Origin of the sequence: Bradyrhizobium sp. 41S5 (assembly GCF_011516665.3) — a bacterium.
GTDB lineage: Bacteria > Pseudomonadota > Alphaproteobacteria > Rhizobiales > Xanthobacteraceae > Bradyrhizobium > Bradyrhizobium quebecense.
In genome coordinates, this window is record NZ_CP083721.1 from 5,697,593 (window position 1) to 5,720,425 (window position 22,833).

20 protein-coding genes are annotated in these 22,833 nt (G+C 63.4%); 10 read left to right on the plus strand and 10 right to left on the minus strand.

Going from position 1 to position 22,833, the window contains the following annotated elements; genetic code table 11:
• Positions 1-446: 446 nt before the first annotated feature.
• From HAP47_RS27660 to HAP47_RS27670, 3 genes are read right to left on the minus strand one after another with little or no spacing between them, the layout of a single operon-like run.
• Positions 447-686: a helix-turn-helix domain-containing protein gene (locus HAP47_RS27660; protein WP_173643087.1), complete on the minus strand. Its 240-nt coding sequence runs from the start codon at positions 684-686 to the stop codon at positions 447-449.
• Positions 687-697: 11 nt separating this feature from the next.
• Entirely contained in the window at positions 698-856 is a 159-nt protein-coding gene (locus tag HAP47_RS27665) for a hypothetical protein (protein ID WP_173641880.1), read from the minus strand.
• The gene (locus tag HAP47_RS27670) at positions 853-1,254 is read right to left on the minus strand and encodes a hypothetical protein (protein WP_173641879.1); all 402 of its coding nucleotides are present in this window, start codon (positions 1,252-1,254) and stop codon (positions 853-855) included. Before HAP47_RS27670 ends, HAP47_RS27665 begins: the two co-directional genes overlap by 4 nt.
• Before the next feature lie 134 nt (positions 1,255-1,388).
• On the opposite strand from HAP47_RS27670, the gene HAP47_RS27675 reads away from it, so the two are divergent.
• The 7 genes from HAP47_RS27675 (at position 1,389) to HAP47_RS27705 (ending at position 8,618) form a co-directional block, all read left to right on the plus strand.
• Positions 1,389-1,892, plus strand: coding sequence for a DUF2147 domain-containing protein (locus HAP47_RS27675; RefSeq protein ID WP_173641878.1), 504 nt, complete (start codon positions 1,389-1,391; stop codon positions 1,890-1,892).
• Positions 1,893-2,254: 362 nt separating this feature from the next.
• Complete coding sequence (locus HAP47_RS27680; protein WP_173641877.1) at positions 2,255-2,392, plus strand: hypothetical protein; 138 nt, start codon at positions 2,255-2,257, stop codon at positions 2,390-2,392.
• Between the two features lie 259 nt (positions 2,393-2,651).
• Positions 2,652-3,947: an oxalate/formate MFS antiporter gene (oxlT, locus tag HAP47_RS27685; RefSeq protein ID WP_173641876.1), complete on the plus strand. Its 1,296-nt coding sequence runs from the start codon at positions 2,652-2,654 to the stop codon at positions 3,945-3,947.
• 251 nt (positions 3,948-4,198) lie between these two features.
• On the plus strand, positions 4,199-5,518 hold the full coding sequence (gene oxlT / locus HAP47_RS27690; RefSeq protein ID WP_173641875.1) for an oxalate/formate MFS antiporter: 1,320 nt from the start codon (positions 4,199-4,201) through the stop codon (positions 5,516-5,518).
• 295 nt (positions 5,519-5,813) lie between these two features.
• Complete coding sequence (locus HAP47_RS27695) at positions 5,814-6,248, plus strand: CBS domain-containing protein (protein ID WP_173641874.1); 435 nt, start codon at positions 5,814-5,816, stop codon at positions 6,246-6,248.
• Positions 6,249-6,487: 239 nt separating this feature from the next.
• Entirely contained in the window at positions 6,488-7,483 is a 996-nt protein-coding gene (locus HAP47_RS27700) for an NAD(P)H-dependent flavin oxidoreductase (protein ID WP_173641873.1), read from the plus strand.
• A gap of 166 nt (positions 7,484-7,649) precedes the next feature.
• Complete coding sequence (locus tag HAP47_RS27705; protein WP_173641872.1) at positions 7,650-8,618, plus strand: zinc-binding dehydrogenase; 969 nt, start codon at positions 7,650-7,652, stop codon at positions 8,616-8,618.
• A gap of 93 nt (positions 8,619-8,711) precedes the next feature.
• Here the strand turns inward: HAP47_RS27705 and HAP47_RS27710 are convergent, their stop codons facing one another.
• The 5 genes from HAP47_RS27710 to HAP47_RS27730 all read right to left on the minus strand — a co-directional run bounded on the left by HAP47_RS27710 (position 8,712) and on the right by HAP47_RS27730 (position 13,823).
• Entirely contained in the window at positions 8,712-9,569 is an 858-nt protein-coding gene (locus tag HAP47_RS27710; RefSeq protein WP_173641871.1) for a DMT family transporter, read from the minus strand.
• 73 nt (positions 9,570-9,642) lie between these two features.
• On the minus strand, positions 9,643-10,179 hold the full coding sequence (locus HAP47_RS27715) for a TetR/AcrR family transcriptional regulator (protein ID WP_441299934.1): 537 nt from the start codon (positions 10,177-10,179) through the stop codon (positions 9,643-9,645).
• A 243-nt stretch (positions 10,180-10,422) separates the two neighbouring features.
• Positions 10,423-10,917 (minus strand): RlpA-like double-psi beta-barrel domain-containing protein, encoded by a 495-nt coding sequence (locus tag HAP47_RS27720; RefSeq protein ID WP_173641869.1) that lies wholly within the window; start codon positions 10,915-10,917, stop codon positions 10,423-10,425.
• 407 nt (positions 10,918-11,324) lie between these two features.
• Positions 11,325-11,918 carry a hypothetical protein gene (locus tag HAP47_RS27725; RefSeq protein ID WP_173641868.1) on the minus strand — a complete coding sequence of 198 codons (594 nt, stop codon included), beginning with the start codon at positions 11,916-11,918 and terminating at the stop codon, positions 11,325-11,327.
• Positions 11,919-12,782: 864 nt separating this feature from the next.
• On the minus strand, positions 12,783-13,823 hold the full coding sequence (locus HAP47_RS27730) for an IS110 family transposase (protein ID WP_173640214.1): 1,041 nt from the start codon (positions 13,821-13,823) through the stop codon (positions 12,783-12,785).
• 344 nt (positions 13,824-14,167) lie between these two features.
• Between HAP47_RS27730 and HAP47_RS27735 the strand changes: the two genes are divergently transcribed.
• From HAP47_RS27735 to HAP47_RS27745, 3 genes are all read left to right on the plus strand, one after another.
• Positions 14,168-15,541, plus strand: a complete 1,374-nt coding sequence (locus HAP47_RS27735) for a cation-efflux pump (protein ID WP_173641867.1) — start codon at positions 14,168-14,170, stop codon at positions 15,539-15,541.
• Between the two features lie 192 nt (positions 15,542-15,733).
• The gene (locus tag HAP47_RS27740; RefSeq protein WP_173641866.1) at positions 15,734-18,055 is read left to right on the plus strand and encodes a sensor histidine kinase; all 2,322 of its coding nucleotides are present in this window, start codon (positions 15,734-15,736) and stop codon (positions 18,053-18,055) included.
• A gap of 95 nt (positions 18,056-18,150) precedes the next feature.
• Positions 18,151-19,099, plus strand: a protein-coding gene (locus HAP47_RS27745; RefSeq protein ID WP_173637148.1) for an IS630 family transposase whose coding sequence is annotated in 2 segments (ribosomal slippage) — positions 18,151-18,486 and positions 18,488-19,099 — 948 coding nt in all. Because the reading frame shifts where the segments join, the coding sequence is not laid out codon by codon here.
• Positions 19,100-19,105: 6 nt separating this feature from the next.
• On the opposite strand, the gene mdoH is transcribed toward HAP47_RS27745, so the two are convergent.
• Together mdoH and HAP47_RS27755 are read right to left on the minus strand one after the other, a co-directional pair.
• Positions 19,106-21,235, minus strand: coding sequence for a glucans biosynthesis glucosyltransferase MdoH (gene mdoH, locus HAP47_RS27750; protein ID WP_173641865.1), 2,130 nt, complete (start codon positions 21,233-21,235; stop codon positions 19,106-19,108).
• Positions 21,223-22,737, minus strand: a complete 1,515-nt coding sequence (locus tag HAP47_RS27755) for a glucan biosynthesis protein G (protein WP_173641864.1) — start codon at positions 22,735-22,737, stop codon at positions 21,223-21,225. Before HAP47_RS27755 ends, mdoH begins: the two co-directional genes overlap by 13 nt.
• Positions 22,738-22,833: the final 96 nt, after the last annotated feature.

Consider the following 22,833-nt stretch of genomic DNA (forward strand, 5'->3'; position numbering starts at 1 on the left):
GAACGAGCGGCCATCGGGCAGCACCATTGACCTAACAACGATGGTACACTAGGTGCGGCGGCATCCGGAATATGAATCGGTCCGATCCTGCCGCGTGTCGGCGACATCATCAGCAATCATTTTCCCTGTCGGCGCAAGAACTCTCGCTGTCGCTCCGATGACCACTTCGGGCCAAAGCTGAGAGTGTCCCGGAGAGGCGTGCTCCCCCCTCCTCTAATGCGTGGCAGCCTTCGGACACAGCGCCGCGAAAGCGGAACTTGCGACCGCGGTTCCTCCCGCGGCGTTTCGAAAGCTTGTCGTTGCTGTCGAGGTCGAGAATGTCGCCGTCCAGGCTTGGAGATTGCGCCCAATGAAGTCGGTGTACTTTCTGGTTCTGCCATTCGCGTGCAGCGTCGTTCTTCTCTCGCGCGTACTGTGTATCATCTTCGACCGCGGCCAGTTCCGGATCAGCCGCCCTCCCCGCCATCGGCATCCCCCTCATCGCCCGGCACATATTCCAGAATGTCCCCCGGCCGGCAGTCGAGCTCGCGGCAGATCGCCGACAGCGTCGAGAAGCGCATCGCCTTGGCCTTGCCGGTTTTCAGGATCGACAGGTTCTGGATCGAGATGCCTATCGCGTCCGCGAGGTCTCCGAGGCGGCGCTTGCGCTTTGCGAGCATGACATCGAGGTTCACCACGATGGGCACGAGCATCACCTTCAGATCGTCAGATCGTTTTCGGACTGCAACAGGATGGCATGCTCGAGCACGAACTTCAGCGCCATCAGGAACACACCGCCGGCGATGGTGCCGACATCGAGGTTGTAGTTCAGCAGCAGGAACTTGATGTCGCCGATCCGATACAGGACATAGATCACCGCGTTGGTCGTGATCGTATCGACGAACGGCCAGCCCACCAGAAAGACCCCATCCACCAGACGCCCTGCAGTTTCTCGGACACAAAAATCCGGCCGTTCGCGAATCGGTTCACCATGCGATGAAGCATGCCGATCAGTACGGCGTAAAACGATACCCCAAGCGCAAACAGCGACCAGAACAGCAGCTGGCCCATGGCCGACATGGTGAGCGGGTTGGCGACGATGCTGGCGCACTTCGCCTGCTCGCCGCTCAGGCTTTCCGCAATCGTGACCGGAGCCGTCGTGGTGCGGTGATAGGCCAGCCACAGCACCACCGGCAGCGCGGCCCAGATCACCCAGAACGCCCGATCGAGCCGGCGAAACCAAAGCTGGCGCTGCTCGCGAACCGATTTCCTCATCGCATCCATCCGATAATTTTTTGCCCGTACAGGCCGCTAGGGCCGGCCCGCATCATGCTGCGGTAATGTTGTTGACTCAACCTTAAACGTGATTTATTTCATGTTTATCATGAAATTTTTCATGAAGAAGGTAGATGATGACGTTGCCCCCGGATATTGACGGCCTCCGCAGCGCCCTGAAACAGCTGATCCACGCTCACCTCATGCGCCGCCTGATCGTGGCGGCATTCCACATTCCGCTGCTCGGCAGCGCCGCCGATGCCGCCAAAGCCGCCGACAAGGCCAACGATCCGGCCGGCGTCTGGCTGACCCAGTCCGGCGACGCCAGGATCAAGGTCCAGCGCTGCGGCAGCGCGCTGTGCGGCCGCGTCGTCTGGCTGAAGGAGCCGACCGACAAGGCCACCGGCAAGCCGCAGCGCGACGACAAGAATGCCGATCCCGCGCAGCGGACCCGGCCGGTCATAGGCATCTCGCTCTTCATCATGCAGCCCGCAGGCCCGAACAAGTGGGCCGGCAGGATCTACAACGCCGATGACGGCAAGACCTATGAGAGCTCGGTGACGCTGGTGTCGTCGGGCACGCTGAACGTTCGCGGCTGCATGGGAACGCTGTGCGCGGGCGAAGACTGGACGCGGTGAAGGGATCTGGCCCCGACCCTTCATCGGCCAAGAAGAAAAGCAAACCCAGTCACTCAAGGCCGCCCCGTCAGGCGGCCTTCTTTATGTCGGCGGCGACGAGGTCGGTCCGGCCGCATTGAAATGCACCGCGCGCGAGCGGCCCGATTCCCGGGCGTGGTGAAGGCCCGCGCTTGCCTGGCCTTGGCCGTGGCTTCAATGCGCTCCCCTTCAATCTGGGATGCCAACCAGCCCATCTTGTTGCATTGCACAATTGACCATGCTGCTATGCAAACAAGCCCATTGCCTCTGGCATCTGGTATACATAGTTTGAATGCAGATGATGAGCGGGCCCGTTGCTGGCCCTCCAGCCAAAGGGGACACCAATGTCCAAGACCACTGCCCTCACGCTCGCGCCCTCCTCCACCCTGTTCGGCCGCCTGATGGCCTCGATCGACCGCCTGCTGATGAAGAGCGCGGAGATCTCCAACCGCAATGGCGACCTGCCGCACTTCGGCCTCTGAGGCAGAAGGATTCGGCGCGCGCTGCACCGAGACCGTTTCGTCGCAAGTTGCGATCTGACATTGAACCTTCGACCAATGGCCCCGATTTTCGGGGCCATTTTATTGCGCGCTGAATTACTCTCGCTGCGGTGACCGCCTTCAGTCCTCTGCGGCATATGCGCACGCAACATCTGCGACAGCTTGAACCTTGGCATATCAAATACCAATATGGCCGAGCCGCGCCACAAGCAGAATGACAAAGCGCGCACTGGGAGGATCAATGTCGGAGATGGTTCAGGCAACTGCGGCCCCCGCGGCCGCGCGGGTCAGCGATACCTATCGCTGGACGCAACTTGCGATCGGCGTCGCCGCGATGGTGATGATCGCAAACTATCAATACGGGTGGACGTTCTTCGTCCCCGACATCCAGAAGAAGTTCGGATGGGATCGTGCATCGATCCAGTGGGCCTTCACGCTCTTTGTGCTGTTCGAGACCTGGCTGGTGCCGGTCGAGGGCTGGTTCGTCGATAAATACGGTCCGCGCCTCGTCGTGCTGATCGGCGGCATTCTCTGCGCGATCGGGTGGGCGATCAACGCGCAGGCGACCTCGCTGAACGGCTACTATCTCGGCATGATCATCGCCGGCATCGGCGCCGGCGGTGTCTACGGCACCTGCGTCGGCAACGCGCTGAAATGGTTTCCCGACAAGCGCGGGCTTGCGGCGGGCATCACCGCAGCCGGCTTCGGCGCGGGCTCCGCACTCACGGTGGCGCCGATCCAGGCGATGATCAAGGACTCCGGCTTCCAGACCACCTTCCTCTATTTCGGTCTCGGCCAGGGCATCATCATCGTGCTGCTCGCCTTCTTCCTCCTCGCGCCGAAGGCAGGACAGGTGCCGGCCGTCGTGGCGAACGCCAACATCATCCAGACCCGGCGCAACTATCAGCCGACCGAAGTGCTGCGGCAGCCGATCTTCTGGCTGATGTACTTCATGTTCGTGATCGTCGGCGCCGGCGGCCTGATGGTGACGGCGAACCTGAAGCCGATCGCGGTCGACTGGAAGGTCGACAGCGTGCCGGTCACCCTGATGGCAGTGACGATGACGGCCGTGACCTTCGCGGCCACCATCGACCGCGTCCTCAACGGTCTGACGCGTCCGTTCTTCGGCTGGATCTCCGACATGATCGGCCGCGAGAACACGATGTTCATCGCCTTCGGCATGGAAGGCTTCGGCATCTGGATGCTCTACCTCTGGGGCCACGACCCGGTCTGGTTCGTGCTGCTCTCGGGCTTCGTGTTCTTCGCCTGGGGCGAGATCTATTCGCTCTTCCCCTCGACCTGCACCGACACGTTCGGCGCCAAGTTCGCGACGACGAATGCGGGCCTGCTCTACACCGCGAAAGGCACCGCCGCGCTGTTGGTGCCGATCGCCAACTACATGCAGCAGTCGTCGGGCCATTGGGACAACGTGTTCATCATCGCAGCCGGCGCCAATATCCTTGCCTCGCTGCTCGCGATCGCCGTGCTCAAGCCGTGGCGGAAAATCGTGGTCGCGAAATCGGCGGCGATGGCTTAAGCAACCCACCACGCTTCTGCTGACGAAAGCGCCCGGCCAACGCCGGGCGTCTTCATTTTTCGGCGTCCGTTATGGGCTCGAATCCGAGGCTGAACCGGCGTGTCGTATGCCAGTTTTGCTGCGACGCAGCAGAAAGATGGGCTTGCTTTCTGGAATATAGTATACCAATTTCGGTCGAGCACTTGCGACGATACGCCACAAGAATTGCGACACTGGGCCACAACAAGGCCAGGCGCGCTCGGGAGGATTTGATGGTTTCCAGCAATGCTGCCGCAACACAAGCACAACCTTCGTCCAGTGGCTTCCGCTGGCTGCAGCTCGTCATGGGCATCGTCTGCATGGCGATGATCGCGAACCTGCAATATGGCTGGACGCTGTTCGTCGATCCGATCGATGGCGCGCATCACTGGGGCCGCGCGGCGATCCAGTTCGCCTTCACGATCTTCGTGGTGACGGAGACCTGGCTGGTGCCGGTCGAGGCATGGTTCGTCGACAAATACGGCCCGCGGATCGTCATCATGTTCGGCGGCGTCATGATCACGCTGTCCTGGGTGCTGAACTCCTACGCGGATTCACTCACGCTGCTCTACGCCGCGGCTGTGATCGGCGGCATCGGCGCCGGCTCGGTGTACGGCACCTGCGTCGGCAATGCGCTGAAATGGTTTCCCGATCGCCGCGGCCTCGCCGCCGGCGCTACCGCCGCGGGCTTCGGCGCTGGCGCGGCGCTGACCGTGGTGCCGATCGCCAACATGATCGCCTCGAGCGGCTATCAGACCGCGTTCTTCGATTTCGGCATCGGGCAAGGCCTGATCGTGTTCCTGCTCGCCTTCTTCATCCAGAAGCCTGCGGTCACGATCCCGCCGAAGAAGAAGCAGCTCAATCTGCCGCAGACCAAGATCGACTTCACGCCGCCGCAGGTGCTGCGCAGCCCGATCTTCTGGGTGATGTATCTGGTGTTCGTGATGGTCGCCTCAGGCGGCCTGATGGCGGCAGCCCAGATCGCGCCGATCGCGCACGACTACAAGATCGCCACCACGCCGGTCTCGCTCGCCGGCTTCCAGATGGCCGCGCTGACCTTTGCGATCTCGCTCGACCGCATCTTCGACGGTTTCGGACGGCCGTTCTTCGGCTGGGTCTCCGACAATATCGGCCGCGAGCACACCATGTTCATCGCGTTCGGCACCGGCGCACTGATGCTGCTGACGCTGTCCACCTGGGGCCACAACCCGCTGGTGTTCGTGCTGGCGACCGCGGTCTATTTCGGCGTGTTCGGCGAGATCTACTCGCTGTTCCCGGCGACCTCCGGCGACACCTTCGGTTCGAAGTTCGCGACCACCAACAACGGCATGCTCTACACCGCGAAGGGCACCGCCGCGCTCTTGGTGCCGGCCGCCAGCATCGTTGCCGCCAGCTATGGCTGGCAGGCGGTGTTCGTGATCGCAGTCGCGCTCAACGCCACGGCGGCGCTGATGGCGCTGTTCGTGATCAAGCCGATGCGCCGTGCCTTCATCAACGGCAACGAGGCTGCCGCGGCCGCAGCGGAGACCGCGACGAGCGCGAAGACAGCCTGAGATGACGGCTGGAAATGTGGGCCTGATTTGACGGTCCGAGTTCGGGACTTCCCGCGGAACTGATGGAGGCGCACTTCGGTGCGCCTCTTTCGTTTGGAGCGAACAGGTATTCCAGATACCAGATACGCCGAGCGCGGCAAATGACCAGCGCGCTCACATCAGGTCACAATCCTCTGAAACGTCAGCAACTCTGCCTATTTCGGCAGTTTCCTGGTGATAGATTTCCGTACCGGCCGCATTGACAATTGGCATTTTGTATACCAAAATTCCATTAACGATAGCCAAGGAGGTTGCCATGCAAGTCGGAGATATCCTGCGCAAGAAGACCCCTCGCGTTGCCACGGTTCGCATGAACGAGACGGTGGCGATCGCCGCGCAACTGATGCGCGCCAGCAATATCAGCGCGCTGGTGGTCAAGGATGTCGTTCGCACCGAAGGCAACACCGCCGTCGGCATGTTCACCGAGCGCGACGTGGTGCGTGCGATTGCCGAGCACGGCGCGGCCGGCGCCAGCATGAAGGTTTCGCAATTCGTCTCGGTGCAGCAGCTGGTGTCGTGCACCTCGAGCGACACGCTCGAGCACATCCGTCATCTCATGACCAAGCACCACATTCGCCACGTGCCCGTGATCGACAATTACAGCCTGATCGGCGTCATCAGCATGCGCGACATCGCGGCCGCGTTCGACGAGGAAACTTCGGCGTCGAAGAAGGACGCGGTGCCGGCGTAGCAAGCCTCTCCGCTGTCGTTGCTCTCGGCAGGCGCTGCGTGCCGATCATCAGCGCCTGCCGCAATAACCAAAGACTCCGCCCTCGCCGGACCGCCGCGCCCCGTCATTTCCGCATGGGCGCGCCGCAGGTCGCCGGTAGACATTTGCCGGACAGGACTGCATCCTTCCCTCGACATCCAAAAACAACACCGTGCGCGGCCGTCCGCGTCGCGGAAAATTCTGATGGAAACGAGGGCAGAATGATCAAGACACGCTTCACCGAAATGTTCGGCGTCGACCACCCGATCGTGCAGGGCGGCATGCAATGGGTCGGGCGCGCGGAGCTGGTTGCCGCCGTCGCCAATGCCGGCGCGCTCGGCATGATCACGGCGCTGACGCAGCCGACGCCGGACGATCTGCGCAAGGAAATCGCGCGCTGCCGCGAGCTGACCGACAAGCCGTTCGGCGTGAACCTGACCATCCTGCCCGCGATCAAGCCGCCGCCTTATGCCGAATACCGCCAGGTCATCATCGAGAGCGGCATCAAGATCGTCGAGACCGCCGGCAACAAGCCGCAAGAACATGTCGACGAATTCAAGAGGCACGGCATCAAGGTGCTGCACAAATGCACCAGCGTCCGCCACGCGCTGTCCGCCGAGCGGATGGGCGCCGACGCGATCTCGATCGACGGCTTTGAATGCGCCGGCCATCCCGGCGAGGACGACACCCCCGGCCTGATTCTGATTCCGGCCGCGGCGGACAAGGTGAAGATCCCGATGATCGCCTCGGGCGGCTTCGGCGATGCCCGCGGCCTCGTCGCAGCGCTGGCGCTCGGCGCCGAAGGCATCAACATGGGCACGCGCTTCATGTGCACCAAGGAAAGCCCGATCCATCAGCTCGTGAAGGAACGCATCGTCGCCAATGACGAGCGCGAGACCGAGCTGATCTTCCGCACCATGCGCAACACCTCGCGCGTCGCCAAGAATGCGATCTCGACCAAGGTCGTGCAGATGGAGAAGGAAGGCGCCAAGTTCGAGGACGTCCGCGAGCTGGTCGCCGGCGCCCGCGGCAAGATGGTCTACGCCACCGGCGATGCCGACGAAGGCATCTGGTCGGCCGGCCAGGTGCAGGGCCTGATCCACGACATTCCGTCCTGCGCCGAACTGATCTCGCGCATCGTGAGCGAGGCGGAAGCGATCATCCGCGAACGTCTGGACCGCATGACATCGGTGGGCAAGCGCCAAGCCGCGGAGTAAGCATCGAGTAGCGATCCGCCACCCTGAGGTGGCCGCTTCTTCAGCGGCCCTCGAAGGGTCGACGGCCACCGGCCGGGCCGTTCATCCTTCGAGACGCGCTGCGCGCTCCTCAGGATGACGGAACTCAGAGTCATCTCGAATTCGACGACACAACGAGAAGAAGCCCATGAAAGCCTATGTGTACGGAGCCAACGGCCCTGAAATCACCGACGTCGCCAAGCCTGTGCCGAAGGGCACCCAAGTGCTGGTCAAGGTTCACGCCTGCGGGCTGAACCGCGCCGATCTCGGCATGACCAAGGGCCACGCCCACGGCGCGGCCGGCGGCGTCGGCACCGTGCTCGGCATGGAGTGGGCCGGCGAGGTCGCCGAGCTCGGCCCCGAAGCAAAGGGCGTCAAGGTCGGCGACAAGATCATGGGCTCCGGCGGCGCGGCGTTTGCCGAGTACACGCTCGCCGACCACGGCAGGCTGTTCCGCGCGCCATCGAACATGAATTTCGACGAGGCCGCCACCCTGCCCGTCGCGCTCGCCACCATGCACAACGCCGTCGTTACCAATGGCGCACTGCAGGCGGGCCAGACCGTGCTGATCCAGGGCGCGAGCTCCGGCGTCGGCCTGATGGCGATGCAGATCGCCAAGCTGAAGGGCGCGAAGCTCGTGGTGGGGTCCTCGACCGATGCGATGCGCCGCGGGCGCTTAAAGGAATTCGGCGCCGATCTCGCGGTGGATTCCAAGGATCCCGGCTGGGTCGATCAGGTGTTGCAGGCAACCAATGGCGGAGGCGTCGATCTGATCGTCGATCAGATCTCGGGACCGGTCGCGAACCAGAATCTCAAGGCGACCAAGGTCAAGGGCCGCATCGTCAATGTCGGCCGGCTCGGCGGCACCCACGGCGATTTCAACTTCGACCTGCACGCGGCGCGCCGCATCCACTACATCGGCGTCACCTTCCGCACCCGCTCGATCGAGGAGATCAGAGATATCTTCGACGAGGTGCGCAAGGACATCTGGCCCGCGGTCGAGGCGCGCAAGCTGCAGCTGCCGATCGACCAGGTCTACAAGTTCGCCGACATCGGTAAGGCATTCGAACACATGGAAGCCAACAAGCACCTCGGCAAGATCGTGGTGACGCTGTAGCCGTGCACGCCACTCCGTAGGATGGGTAGAGCGAAGCGAAACCCATCAAGGGTGCGCGCGGTGAGATGATGGGTTTCGCTGCGCTCCACCATCCTACGACCCTAATCTCGGTCTTGCCTGTGTGATGGCGACGCCGGAGATCGCGAGCAGCCCGCCGACAACCAGCTTCGGCGTCACCCGCTCGCCAAGGAACATCACGCTTGAGATCAACGCGAACACCGGAAGCAGCAAACCGAAGGGCGCCACGCGGCCCATGGAGCAACGCGCGATGAGCCAGAACCAGAGGCCAAATCCGACAATGCCTCCGATGAAAATCGTGTAGGCGAGCGCCAGCCAGCCGCGTTCATCCGCCGTGACAAGGCTCGCCGCTTGTCCATATTCAAGCAGCAACGACATCAACATCACCTGCGGCACCGTGAGCAGCGACGACCATCCCATCAACATCAGGGGATCAAACGGTCCGTAGCGTTTCGTTAGGACGTTGGACACCGCGAACGCGAACGCCGCCCCGACCACAAGCAGCAGCGGAAGCGCGTTTGTCGACAGTCCCGGCCCCGCTGCCAACACCACCACGCCGGCGAACGCAAGCACCACTCCGGCGGACGTGACGAGAGACGGCCTCTCCGCGAGCAGCGGCCAGGCCAGCAGGACGGTGAAAGGCGGCGCGAGTTGATATGCGACAGCCGATATGCTTCCCGAGCCGAGCCCAAGACCAACATAGAACAGCCCGAAGTTCAGTCCACCAAGGAAGATCGAAATAGCTGCGATAGGGCCGAACTGTTGACGCGTGGGCTTCTTGACGAACGGAACAAGCAGCAGCGCGATCGCCAGGAAGCGCAGTGCGAGGAAGAACAGCGGCGGAAACTCCGCGACGCCCACCTTGATGGCCACGAACTGCAGACCCCAGAGCAAGGGAACGGCCACTGCGCACAAGATCTGGATGGCAGACATGGCATCATTCCTTTCAAGACCGATCAGTCTAGATATGGACGCGCCAATAACGAAGGCGTCCATGCGCTATTGTTTATCTGAAGAAGCGATCGAGAAGCGCGTCAGCGGTGGCTTGCCATGTGATCCGTGTCTGTGCCGTTTTGGCGACCACCCGTAACCCCCAAACGAAACAGACGAGAATTCGGGCGGCACTTGCAGGCTCGACGCCATCGGCCAGTCTGCCCGCTGCCTCCGCGCGGGACAGTGCGTCTGCCACCCTGGCTTCCATGGTTTTGAAAAAGTTTGCGACGCGACGCCCAACCTCGGCATCCTGGCCGGCCAGTTCCATGGCTGTCGCCACCAGCAGGCATCCGCGCCGACCATTGGCGCCGCTGGCGCGCTCGATGTAACCGGCAAGGTAGGCCCGCAGGCCGGCGACCGGTTCCTTGCGGGGGTCGAGTTCGACATCCATCCGAGTCAGCGCATCGGCAATGTAGCGATCGAGCGCCCGCAGGAACAGCGAATGCTTGTCGCCGAAGGCGGCGTAAAGGCTGCCACGCGAGAGCTTCGTCGCACGAAGCAGGTCCGGAAGCGCCGTGGCGTGATAGCCGCGCGACCAGAACACATCCATCGCGCGTTCGACGGCGGCTTCGACGTCAAAGCCTCGGGGACGGCCACGGGGCGACTGCACGGGGGCTTGGCGGTTCATCCTCGGAATATAGACCGATCGGTCTATATATTGCAAGTGATCGCTTTGGGGCAAGAGCCGGCCAATGCCGGAACTTGTTGGTTAGTTTCGATGGCTCGATCATCAGAGTTCGCCGAGCATTTCCACTTCCAGGAAGCTATGCCCCGGCTCTTTCGCGTTCGATGTTCAGCCGACCGGTCCGGGAATCCAATAATCCCCCGCAAGCGGGCTGACCTTTACGCCACCAATGACTCCGAGCTCCAGGCTTGGATCGAAATAGCGCATCGTCCGCTCATTGAGGTCAATGATGCGGCCAGGCCGTAGTGGCCCCACGTCATTTATCTTCACGATGACCTTCTTGCCTACAGCCTCGACGAGGGCATATTTCGGCCTCCCGCCAAATTGGACCCCACCAAACTTCCGACGCAAGCTCGTTTTGATGGCGGCCGCCCAGACCGAGCGATCATAACGCTCGCCGGAGGCTGTGCTCGGACCGCCCTCCTCCTTGCCGGGCTTGAACGGATTGTACATGGATGCCGCGCCAACGATTGCATCCCCACACGCGGCATTGACGACGTCGCTTGAATGAACCGCACCGATTTCACTTCCAGCAGCGCGGCCAAAAATGGCGAACGCAACTACGGCGCCGCAAACTGCGGCGCTCGAGCCGAACAGCATCATAACTCCTTGACTGATTTTTCTCGATCGTTCGGTTCCCGATTCCGCAAAACATGGTCGGGTAACGTGGAGGCGTTAACTCGGAGCCAGTTCTTTGCGGATTCGTGCCATTTCCGGCGACGGAACCATTGCGGGAACCGCGGCGGTCCCACACAGTGTTTTTAGTTCTCGCCCGACTAAGACAGAGAATGCGTCAGCAACATGACTGAACAGAACGTCTTCGACGGCGCGTGAACAACCGCCGCACATCCATCAACGCAGGGAACGCCGCCCGATGCCGCGTTCCGAGCACCGGACCCGGCATCGCCGTCGCAACGCTCATGATTTTCCTGGTCGCACCACCCGATCGAGGGGCGCTTCGCGATCGTCACGGGTGCTGCGGCAAGACTCGATGATCACCGCATCGACGGTTACCAGTCGTCGTAGAGCCACTCCCTTGGCGGCATTCGAGGCGGCGCTCTCGCGTAGGGCGGCTCATATGTCCGCTGGGGCTTGCGCGGGGTCGGAGCCGGCTGCGTCGGAGGCGCTGATGTGGTCTTCTGCGCGGAAACCTTCGCGAGCGCCCGTTTCAATTCCTCCTGGCTTGCCTTGAGCTCCTCAATGGCTTTGGAGTTCTCGCGGGCCGTTTGCTGCTGGTCCGCCTTGAGCTGTTCGATGTTTCGCTGCACGTTCGCGAGATCGCGGGCAATGGTTTGCAGCAGATCGGTGCGATCCGGAGAAGCCGCAGGAGTTGGCGGCGGAGTGTCCTGCGTTGTTTTCGGTGCGGCGTCCTGCATTGCGGTCGAAGGCGCCGGCGCGGGCGTCGGTTGCGGTGGTGTGGGCTCCGCCGCGGCAATCTGAACGGCAGATGGAGCGCGCTGCGCGGTAAGCGGCGGATCATCCGGCGGCAATGATGGCGCTAACGCGAACTGCGGCACCCAGCGGGCGACGACCAGCTTGGCTCTCGCACCATAGGACGACTGCGAAGCCAGCACGGCGACAACGACACACGCCGCCAGCGACAAGGCGGCGAGGGCTCGGAAAGCTGGCCTTCCGGAAGATGATTGCGAACCGGGTCCGGACGAAGCAGCAGGTTCGGACGAAGCAGCAAGTCCGACCGAGGGTGGGTCAGGTTGAGCCGACGGAGGAGGCGGTGGGGGCGCAGCGTCGCGCTCCATCTTTGCAAGCCGCTCACTCAAGCGCGTCAGCTCTTCATCAGCGCGGACGATCTGCTTGTGAGCTTCCGCGAGCCGTTCATCGGCGCTCGCGGCCGGGCCCTCACCAGGTTCGGCTGCATTCGGAGTAGGTGTGGAGTTCATTGGCGTGTCCCTCTTCCGTCCAATGTCATCCAAGACTGCCGTCTTGGTTATCCATCAGGGTCGACCAGCCCTCAGCCTCCCGTTCAGCCTTGTCCCAGCAATGGTATGATAGCGCGCTTGACGTCTCGTGATAAGCAGGATCGCCTTCTTGTGGTGACGACGACTGTTGCCCGTTGGACACGACGGGCAACTCAGCAAAACGCGGCAACCCTCTCGATCAAAGCTCGGGCGAAACGCGCCGCGAGAACCCGGATGCATGTTTCACAGGTCGCGCAACGCTTCCCGTGTCGTCCTGGCGAAAGCCAGGACCCATATGTGGACGGCCCCCGTGGCACAAGAGCTTTCTGGGATTGATCGGATCGCTTGCATCCATATGTCCGGCCTGTTGAGTGCGATCGAATGGATCGCTGGCCAAGATGGTTTGCGCGATGCGAGTTCCAAACAACCACGCGACCTGTTGGCGGCCGATGGGTCCTGCGGATTGTCTCGCATCGTTGCTCGATCGATCGCTCCATCTGCTCTTGCAGCTCCGGGTCGGCTGACGAGCGAGCCCGCCGGCCGGCCAATCTGTTAAGCGGTACCCGTCGTAGCGGCATTCAGCCGTGCGGCGTCATAACTCTCGCCCGTCACCATCAGCTTCCAGGCGATGCGCGCCACCTTGTTGGCGAGCGCTACGGCCGCAAGCTTCGGCGGCTTGCGCTTGATCAGCGCCAGCAGCCAGCGCGAGTGATGACCGCGTCCGCGCCTGGCCTGCTGGATCACCGCCGTGGCCCCGACGACCAGCAAACGGCGCAGGTCCTCATCGCCCGCCCGCGTGATCTTGCCAAGCCTGGTCTTGCCAGCGGTGGAGTGGTCCTTGGGTGTCAATCCCAGCCAGGCCGCAAAGTGACGACCGGAGCGGAACGCGCCCGGATCAGGTGTCTTCATCACCAGCGCGGTTGCAACGATCGGACCGACCGAGGGGATCTGAGCCAGGCGCCGGCCCGTGGCATCGCCGCGGTGCCAGGCCATCAGCTTGGCCTCAACCGCCTCCAACTCACCCTCGAGCCTGACGCGCTCCCGGCCCAGCACCACAAACAGTTCGCGCGCCAGAGCGGGAAGCGTCTCGTCCTGCGCGATCCGCGCCAGCAGTGGTTCGATCGCGTCCAGTCCCTTGGGCGCGATCAGGCCGTACTCCGCCGCATGGCCGCGTATCGTATTGGTCAATTGGGCGCGCCGGGCGATCAATCCGTCGCGGACCCCCATCAGCATCAGCGCAGCCTGCTGCTCGGCCGTCTTCACCGGTACGAAGCGCATGCTCGGCCGGCTCATCGCCTCACACAGGCCTTCTGCATCCCGCCCGTCATTCTTGTTCCGCATCACGTAGGGTTTAACCAATTGCGGCGCCATCAGCTTCACCTCATGGCCCAGCCTGGAAAGCTCTCGCGCCCAATATTGCGACGCCCCGCAGGCCTCCATCCCGATCACGGTCGGCGGCAATTTGGCGAAGAACTCCAGCACCTGTCTGCGCGACAGCTTCTTGCGCAGTACCACCTGCTCCGTCGCATCAACCCCATGCAACACAAAAATATACTTCGACGTATCCATCCCAATGCGGATAATCTGGCTCACGGACGGTCTCCATGTCTGAGATTTGCAACAACCTCATTCTGGCACACTGATGCCGTAGGGGGCCGTCCACACCATCAACCCCGAATACGGGTCATGACGCGATGCAGCTGCTACAGCTCAACAACACAACCCTGTGGTTATGGGTCTTGGCTCTCGCCAGGACGACGGCTTGACTGGCGCAAACACAGGCGATCGATGAGCTTCGCACAGTGCACGTCTTGAGATTCGGAACAGTTCGCAACAACTCCACTACCGAGACGCGCTCTTGCAAGTGAGTTGCGATTGCGCATGGCGAACGACGACTGACACTTGATGTTCACCAACTCCCTGCTACACCGCCGCCCATGAACACATCCTCGACCAAGACATCCGTCGCCGCGATCTCGATCCTCGCCAGCGGCAGCATGGCGGTCGCAAAATTCGTCGTCGGCATCGCGATCGGATCGCTGGCGCTGATCTCAGAGGCGCTGCATTCGTCGATCGACCTGGTCGCCACCATCATTACCTGGGCGGTGGTGCGGGTGTCGGACCAGCCGGCCGACGCCGAGCATCATTACGGCCACGGCAAGTTCGAGAGCGTCTCGGCGCTCGGTATCATCGCCCTGCTCTATGTGCTGGCCGGCGGCATCCTGGTCCAGGCCTACAGCCATCTGCGCGAGGGAGCGCCGCCGCCGTCGATCTCAGCCATCCCCTTCATCGTCCTCGTCCTCGATATCGGGGTCAATCTGTGGCGGGCCCGCGCGCTGCACCGTGCCGCGCGCGACACCAAGAGCCAGGCGCTGGCCGCCGACGCGCTGCATTTCGCCTCCGACGTGATGGGATCCGCGGCCGTCATCGTCGGCCTCGTGCTGGCCGGCCTCGGCTTCTGGTGGGGCGATGCCGCAGCCGCCATCGCGGTCGCCGTGATGATCGCCCTGCTCGGCCTGCGCATGGCCCGCGAGACCGTCGAGACCCTGCTCGACCGCGCGCCCGAAGGCGCGCTGGAAAAGATCACCGCCGCCATTGAAGCCGTGCCGGGGGTGGTCGACGTCGAGCGGCTGCGGGTCCGCATGGTCGGCGCCACGCATTTCATCGATGCCTTTGTCACCGTGCCGCGCACCTACCCGATCGACCGCGTCGAGGACATCAAGCGCAGGGCGCAGCAGGCGGTGACCAAGGCGTTGGGGGACGCCGACCTCACCTTCACTGCGGTTCCGGTGGCGCGCGACAATGAGAGCGTGCGCGAGCGCATCATGGTGATCGCGCGCAATTCCGGTCTCGCCATCCACCACGTCACCGTCCACGACATCGGCGGCAAGCTGATCGTCGGCATCGACCTCGAGGTCGACAGCGCCATGGCGCTGGACGCGGCACACGACATCGCCCACGAGCTCGAGCGCGCGATCCGCGAGGACTTTGGCGAGGACGTCGAGGTCGACACCCATATCGAGCCGCTCGAGCCGGAACTGCCCTGGGGAACCGACGCCGCGCCCGACCGCGTCGAGGCCATCAAGACCGCGCTGACCGGCTTTGCCGATGGCGGCGTGATCCATGACATCCACAATGTGCGGGTCCGCAACAGCGACGCCGGCGAGGTCGTCAACTTCCATTGCCGCGCTGAGCCCTCGATGAGCGTGATCAAGGTGCACGAAAGCGTCGACGAGATCGAACGCAAGCTGCGCCGCGCATTCCCCACCGTGAAGCGTGTGATCAGTCACGCAGAACCGACGCGCGCGTAATTCTACGGAGCCGTTCCTGTTTCGGACTCACTTTGCGCCCGGTGATTCTCTCTTGGACAAGATTTTTTTCGCATTAACGAATCGTTGACTCTCGACAGCCCGGGAAATCTGGATTCAAATCATCATGATTCGGATGCGACGTGGGGAGCATCCGATCCGGGTAAAAAATCAGCTTAGATGGGGGTCTAAGGCATGGCGCGCGCGCATGCAGCGAACGCTTGTGTCCAATCCGATTCGATCAAGGGATTGGCGCAGTCGATCGCGAAACCGGCCTATCACAGGCTCTTGACGGCCGAGCCTGCACTGCGCCGCGCTGTCCCTACGCTGATCATCGCCTTCCTCATCACGATCTGCCTCGGCGCCTTCGTCCAGGTGATCGACCAGAACCGGCAGAAGCGCGGCGCGATGAAGCGCGACCTGGCCGCGCTCTCCGACATCCTCGCCGAGCGTCTCGACCGCCTGACCTCGGTGCGGCGCGACCGGCTCGCCAATATCGAGCAGATGCAGGAGCTGCTGCCCGACCTGATCCCGTCCTGGGGCATCGCCGATGGCCGCCATGTCATCATCACCGGCGCCGAGCACCGCGTGCTGGCCCGCGTGCCGATCGACGGCGCCGGCGAGAACGACCGCGTCCTCGACATCGTCTCCACCGCGCAGCTCCTGGTCGCACCGGGCCAGCAGGGCGCCGTCAGTGACATGACGTTGCCGGGCGGCACCGGCGCGCTGGCGATCTCGCAGCTCGTCAAGTCGCTACCCGGCCAGGTCGTCGTCATCCAGGAGATGAACGAGCCGATCTGGGGATCGGACGCCGCGCTCTCGGTGACGCTGTCGGCGACCACGAGCTTCGTGGTGCTGATCCTCGGCTTCGCCTTCCACTGGCAATCGACCCGCGCCCGCGAGGGCGACCTGATCAACGACGCCGTGCGCGGCAGGATCGACACCGCGCTCAATCGCGGCCGCTGCGGATTGTGGGACTGGGACCTGTCGCGCGGCAGAATCTTCTGGTCGCAGTCGATGTTCACCCTGCTCGGCCTCGATACCCGCAACGACCTCCTCACCTTCGGCGAGGTCAACGCGCTGGTGAACTCCGACGACATCAACCTGTTCGACATCGCCGAGCAGCTGATCTCGAGCAAGATCGATCACATCGACCAGAGCTTCCGTATGCGCCATGTCGGCGGCCACTGGATCTGGCTGCGCGTCCGCTGCGAGCTCAGCCACGCCGCGGCCGACAGCGGCCTGCATTTGATCGGCATTGCCGTCGACATCACCGAACAGAAGAGCCTCGCCGAGAAGTCGGTGGAAGCCGACCTCCGGCTGCGCGATGCCATCGAGACCATTCCGGAGGCCTTCGTGCTCTGGGACGCCGAGGACCGCCTCGTGCTCTGCAACTCGCACTTCCAGCGGCTGCACAAGCTGCCGGATATCGCGGTGAGCCCCGGCACCTCCTATGAGACCGTGATCGAAGTCGGCAGCATGCCCGAGGTGCGCACCCGCCTGCACGAGAGCGGCGTGCCGGCACCCGGCGCCCGCACCTTCGAGGCGCAGCTCGACGACGGCAGCTGGCTGCATATCAGCGAACGCCGCACCAAGGACGGCGGCTACGTCTCGGTCGGCACCGACATCACCCGCATCAAGGCGCACGAGCAGAAGCTGGTCGACAACGACCTGCGCCTGCGCGCCACCGTGATCGACCTGCAGCGCTCGCAATCCGAGCTGGAGCGGCAGGCCGTCGAGCTCGCCGACCTCGCCGAAAAATATTCGCAGGAAAAGACCCGCGCCGAGGACGCCAACGCCGCGAAGTCGAAATTCCTCGCCAATATGAGCCATGAGCTGCGTACGCCGCTCAACGCCATCATCGGCTTCTCCGAGATCATGGGTAGCGGCCTGTTCGGAACGCTCGGCTCGGACAAGTACGCGGAATACTGCCACGACATCCTGACATCGGGGAAATACCTGCTCGAGGTCATCAACGACATCCTCGACATGTCGAAGATCGAGGCCGGCCGCATGAAGTTCGACATGGAGCCGCTCGACCTCTCCGGCATCCTCGCCGAGTCGCTGCGGGTGGTCTCCGGCCGCGCCGAGCACAAGGGCCTGTCGCTGGAATCGGATATCGAAAGCACGATCTCGGTCGTCGCCGACCGCCGCGCGGTCAAGCAGATCATCGTCAACCTGCTCTCCAACGCCGTGAAGTTCACGCCCGACAACGGCCGCGTGCTGGTGCGCGGCCAGATGCTGGATGACTCGATCGTGCTCCTGATTGCCGACAGCGGCATCGGCATCGCACCGGAATCGCTGCGGCGGCTCGGCAAGCCGTTCGAGCAGGTCGAGAGCCAGCTCACCAAGAGCTACCAGGGCTCGGGCCTCGGACTTGCGATCGCGCGCTCGCTCACCAACCTGCATGGCGGCTCGATGAAGCTGCGCTCCAAGCTCGGCGTCGGCACCGTCGTCCGCGTCACCCTCCCCCGCGATCCGCGCTCCCTGCAAACCAGACTGCCCGAAGCGGCCTAGACTAGAGCATTTCATTGCTTAACTGAATCGGAGGGGATTCCGGTTTTTGGCGGTTTGTGATTCAAGATGCTGACTGGATTGGAGGCCAGCATCGCATGACCCGACCTCTTTCCCTGGATCTTCGCGAGCGTGTGGTGGCGTCGGTTTTGGCGGGCGAGAGCTGCCGATCTGTGGCGGAACGGTTTGGTGTTGCGGTCTCGTCGGTTGTGAAGTGGTCACAGCGGCAGCGGGCGACCGGCTCGGTTGCGCCCGGCAAGATGGGCGGTCACCGCAAGCCCTTGCTTGATCCGCATCGTGCCTTCATTGTCGAGCGGATCATTCAGACGCCGCACCTGACGCTGCATGGTCTGAAGGCGGAACTGGCAGCTCGTGGGGTCAAGGTCTCACACAACGCGGTCTGGCTGTTCCTGCGCCGGGAAGGGCTGCGGTTCAAAAAAAACACTGTTCGCCCTCGAACAAGCGCGCGCCGACGTCTCTCGTAGGCGCCAGCGTTGGCGATCCTGGCAGGCCGGACTTGATCCGGGCCGGCTCGTCTTCATCGATGAGACTTGGATCAAGACCAACATGGCCCCTTTGCGGGGCTGGGGCCCCAAGGGCGCACGCCTGCGCGGCTTCGCCCCGCACGGTCACTGGCGTACCCTCACATTCCTCGGTGCGCTCCGCCATGACCAACTCACGGCACCCTGCGTCTTCGACGGCCCGATCAACGGCGAATGCTTCTGCGCTTATGTGAAGCACCTTCTCCTGCCAACCCTGCGCGAAGGCGACATCGTCATTCTCGACAACCTCGGAAGCCACAAGTCGAAAGCTGTCAGGCAAATGATCCAGGCTGCTGGCGCCAGGCTCTGGTACCTGCCGCCATACTCGCCCGACCTCAACCCGATCGAACAGGCCTTCTCCAAGATCAAACACTGGATGCGGCAGGCTCAGAGGCGCACCGTCGAAGACACTTGGCGCCACATCGGTCACCTCGTTCAGGACATCCAGCCTCGCGAATGCGCAAACTACTTCGCAAACGCCGGTTATGCTTCAGTCAAAATGTGAAACGCTCTAGCCCCCGCGGGACTTCGCGAGCACCTCTTCCAGCAGCGCGGGATCGCCGAGGACGGCCAGCGTCTCGCGCGGCGTGAGATGCGCCACCGCCTCATCGAAACTGTCGCTGGCCTCGATCCGCGCGCGCGCCATCGCAAGATGACGGTCGATCTCGCCCGGACCGGCGCGTCGCGCCGGTGGAAGCGACGACAGATGACGACGCAGCAGGCCGGAATCCTGCCGCAGCGTCGCCAGCGCTGGGGCCGATGCCTGGGCAGGCTGCGACGCCAGTTCATTGGCGCGGACCAGCACGCCCGGCGGTCCGCTCTCCTCCGGCGTCACGAACAGCGCGCGCATCGCAGGCTTCGCCGTCCAGGCCCCGATCGGGATCGCAAACAGCAGGCCAACGATCACCGGCGACATCCACAGCAGCAGCGGCAACGACACCGCATAGGCGCTCGCCGCCATCGCCACACCGCAGGCGGTCGGGACCCCATATTTCCGATACAGTTCGCGTCGCTCGACCTCGCCGTCGTCGCGCCGCTGCGTCTGCCAGCCCGCATCCCGCCCGAGCAGAATCTCGATGACGGCGATCGACTGGAATACCATCATGACCGGTGCGATCATTGCCGAGATCAGCACCTCGGCGATGACACCGGTAAACGTCCGAAAGCCGCCGCCGAATTGCCGACGGGCATCCGAGCGCGCCAGCAACAGGATGAAGCCGAGCAGCTTCGGCACGATCAGCAGCGCCATCGTGAGGCCGAAGACCCAGGCGGCGAGCACCGGGTCCTGCGCCGGCCAGTTCGGGAACAGCGAGAAGCCCTTCGGAAAATATTCGGGGCGAATGAAGCGCGCCTGCAACGAGATCAGGATTCCGAGCAGCAGGAACGCAAGCCACATCGGCGCGGTGATGTAGGAGCCGATCCCCGCCATGAAATGCAGCCGCGAAATCCAGTGCAGCCGGCGCGTCGTCAGCACCGCGAGATGCTGCAGATTGCCCTGGCACCAGCGGCGGTCGCGGGCGGCAAAATCCAACAGCGACGGCGGCACCTCCTCGTAGCTGCCGCCGAGCATCGGCGCCATGTAGATGCCCCAGCCGGCGCGCCGCATCAGCGCCGCCTCGACAAAATCGTGGCTCAGGATATGTCCGCCGAACGGCTTGCGTCCGGACAGTTCGGGCAGGCCCGCCTGCTCGGCAAAGGCCTGGATCCGGATGATGGCATTGTGTCCCCAGTAATTGCCCTCGGAGCCGTGCCACCACGCGACACCGGCGGCGACCATCGGTCCGTACAGACGGCCGGCAAATTGCTGCAGGCGACTGAACAGGCTGCGCGCATTGACGATCACAGGCAGCGTCTGCAGCAGCGCCGCCTGCGGATTGGTCTCCATGGCGTGAACCATCCGCACCATCGTATCGCCCGACATCAAGCTGTCGGCGTCGAGCACGACCATGAACCGGTAGGCGGCGCCAAACCGCGTGATCCACTCGCCGAGATTGCCTGCCTTCCGCGCCGTATTATCGGCGCGATGCCGGTAGTAGAGCCTCCCGCCGCAGGCATCGCCGAGCGCGAGGAACGCCTGTTCCTCGGCGATCCAGATATCGGGATCGCGCGTGTCGCTGAGCACGAACCAGTCGAAGCTTCCGCCCTGCCCGGTCGCTTCGATGGATTCGTATATCGCGCGGAGGCGCGCCATCAATTGATGCGGATTCTCGTTGTAGGTCGGGAGCAGCACCGCGGTCCGGCTCGCGAGCCGCGGCAACGGACCATCATCGCGGATCGGCAGCGCGTTGCCTTTGCGCCCGAGCAGCACAAAGAAGCCGGCCAGCGCCGAGGCGAACGAGAACGCGATCCAGGCGAGCAGTGCGACGAACAGCGCCAGCACCATCCATTCCATGATCGTCACGCCGCCGACCTGGACCACCATGTACATCTCGTAGGCGCCCGCGCCGGTCAGCGCCGCCGTCAGCACCAGGATGAAGGCGCGGCGCATCAACATGCCCGCACCGGCCGACACCGGCTCGCTCACCGCGCGCGGCGGCTGGCCGAGATCGGCCGCCGACATCGCAAGCGGGCTCTCGTGCGGCAGGAAGCCACCGGCCGTTGCCGCGACGTCGGAACGAGGCGACGTGACTATGGCGCCCATCGATAGACCCAGATCTCCGAGAGCGGCTTGTCATCCTGCGCCAGATGGGCGCGCAACTCGACCGGCTCCTTCTTGACCGCACATTGGAAGCTGAGCCGCCATCCGCCGGTATTCGGGTTCGGCTGCGTGACAATGTTCGTGATTTCGGCCTTGTCGGCCGTCACGACGCCCTTGATGCTGGCCGGATCGATCCCCTTCAGATTGTCGCCGAACAGGTCGAGCACAAACAGCTTGCTGTTCTCGCCATGTGCACCGATGCCGGTGCGCGTGAAGCGCGCCAGCGAATGCGGCTTCGGCGCGTCAGGTCCCCAATGCAGGCGATAGGTCAGGTTGGTCTCGCTCTTGGCCTTGAGCGGCGCCTTCGGCCGCCAGAACGCGGCGATGTTGTCGTGGATCTCTTCCTTGGTCGGAATCTCGAACAGGATGACCGCGCCCTCGCCCCAGTCGCCGATCGGCTCGACCCACAGGCTCGGACGCTTCTCGAAGCTCGATTCGATGTCCTGATAGGCGAAGAAATTCTTCTCCCGCTGCATCAGCCCGAAGCCGTGCGGATTGATGTCCTGGAACGTGCTGATCTGGAGGTCGCGCGGATTGCTCAGCGGACGCCACAGGCTCTCGCCCTTGCCGTTGTAGATCGCAAGCCCGTCGGAATCATGCACCGACGGCCGGAAGTCATCGACCTCGTTGCGATCATTGGGCCCGAAGAAGAACATGCTGGTCATCGGCGCAAGGCCGGCGTGCTCGAGATCCGCACGCGGATAGAGCGATGCCTCGACATCGAAGACCGTGGTCTTCCCGGGTCTGATCGTGAAACGGTAGCTCGCCGCACAGCTCTTGCTGTCGAGCAACGCATGAACGACCAGCGAGGTCGCATTGGGCACGGGGCGCTCGAGCCAGAACGCCTTGAAGAACGGAAACTCCTCGCCCTTCGCCTCGCCGGTATCGATCGACAGGCCGCGCGCCGACAGACCGTATGTCTCACCCTTCGCGACCGCGCGGAAGTAGCTTGCGCCGAGGAAGACGCAGACTTCGTCGTAATAGTCCGGCTTGTTGATCGGCGCGTGGATGCGAAATCCGGCAAAGCCGAGGTCGGTCTCGGTGAACGCAGGAACGGTCTCACCGAACGAAAACATGTCCTTGCTGTATTTGACCTCGCTGACCTTGCCGTCCGCGACCTCGAAAATATTGACCTTGTTCTTGTAGAAGAAGCCACGATGAAAGAACTGCGCCTCGAACGGCAGCTTCGCGCCCCGCCACAACGCGCGCTCCGGCACGAAGCGGATCGAGCGGTACTGATCGTAGTTCAGGTCCGTCAGGCCATTCGGCAACTTCTCGTCCGGCGCCTCGAACGACTTGCTGGCGAGGTTGCGGGCAAGCTCCCTCACCATCGACGGGTTGAAAGGTGCGTCCGACGTGTTCCCTGCGGCCGCGGCCTCCCGCTGCGGCAGGAGCAGTAGTGTCGGCAACACGGCCGATCCGTGGAGTAACTGGCGACGATTCAAGGCGGCTCCTGCTCGTTGACCGGGACGCCGCAATGAAACCGCCAAGCGGTCGCTGAGTTCCATGTTGCCGCGCGCGGGAACGCGCGGCTGCTCCAC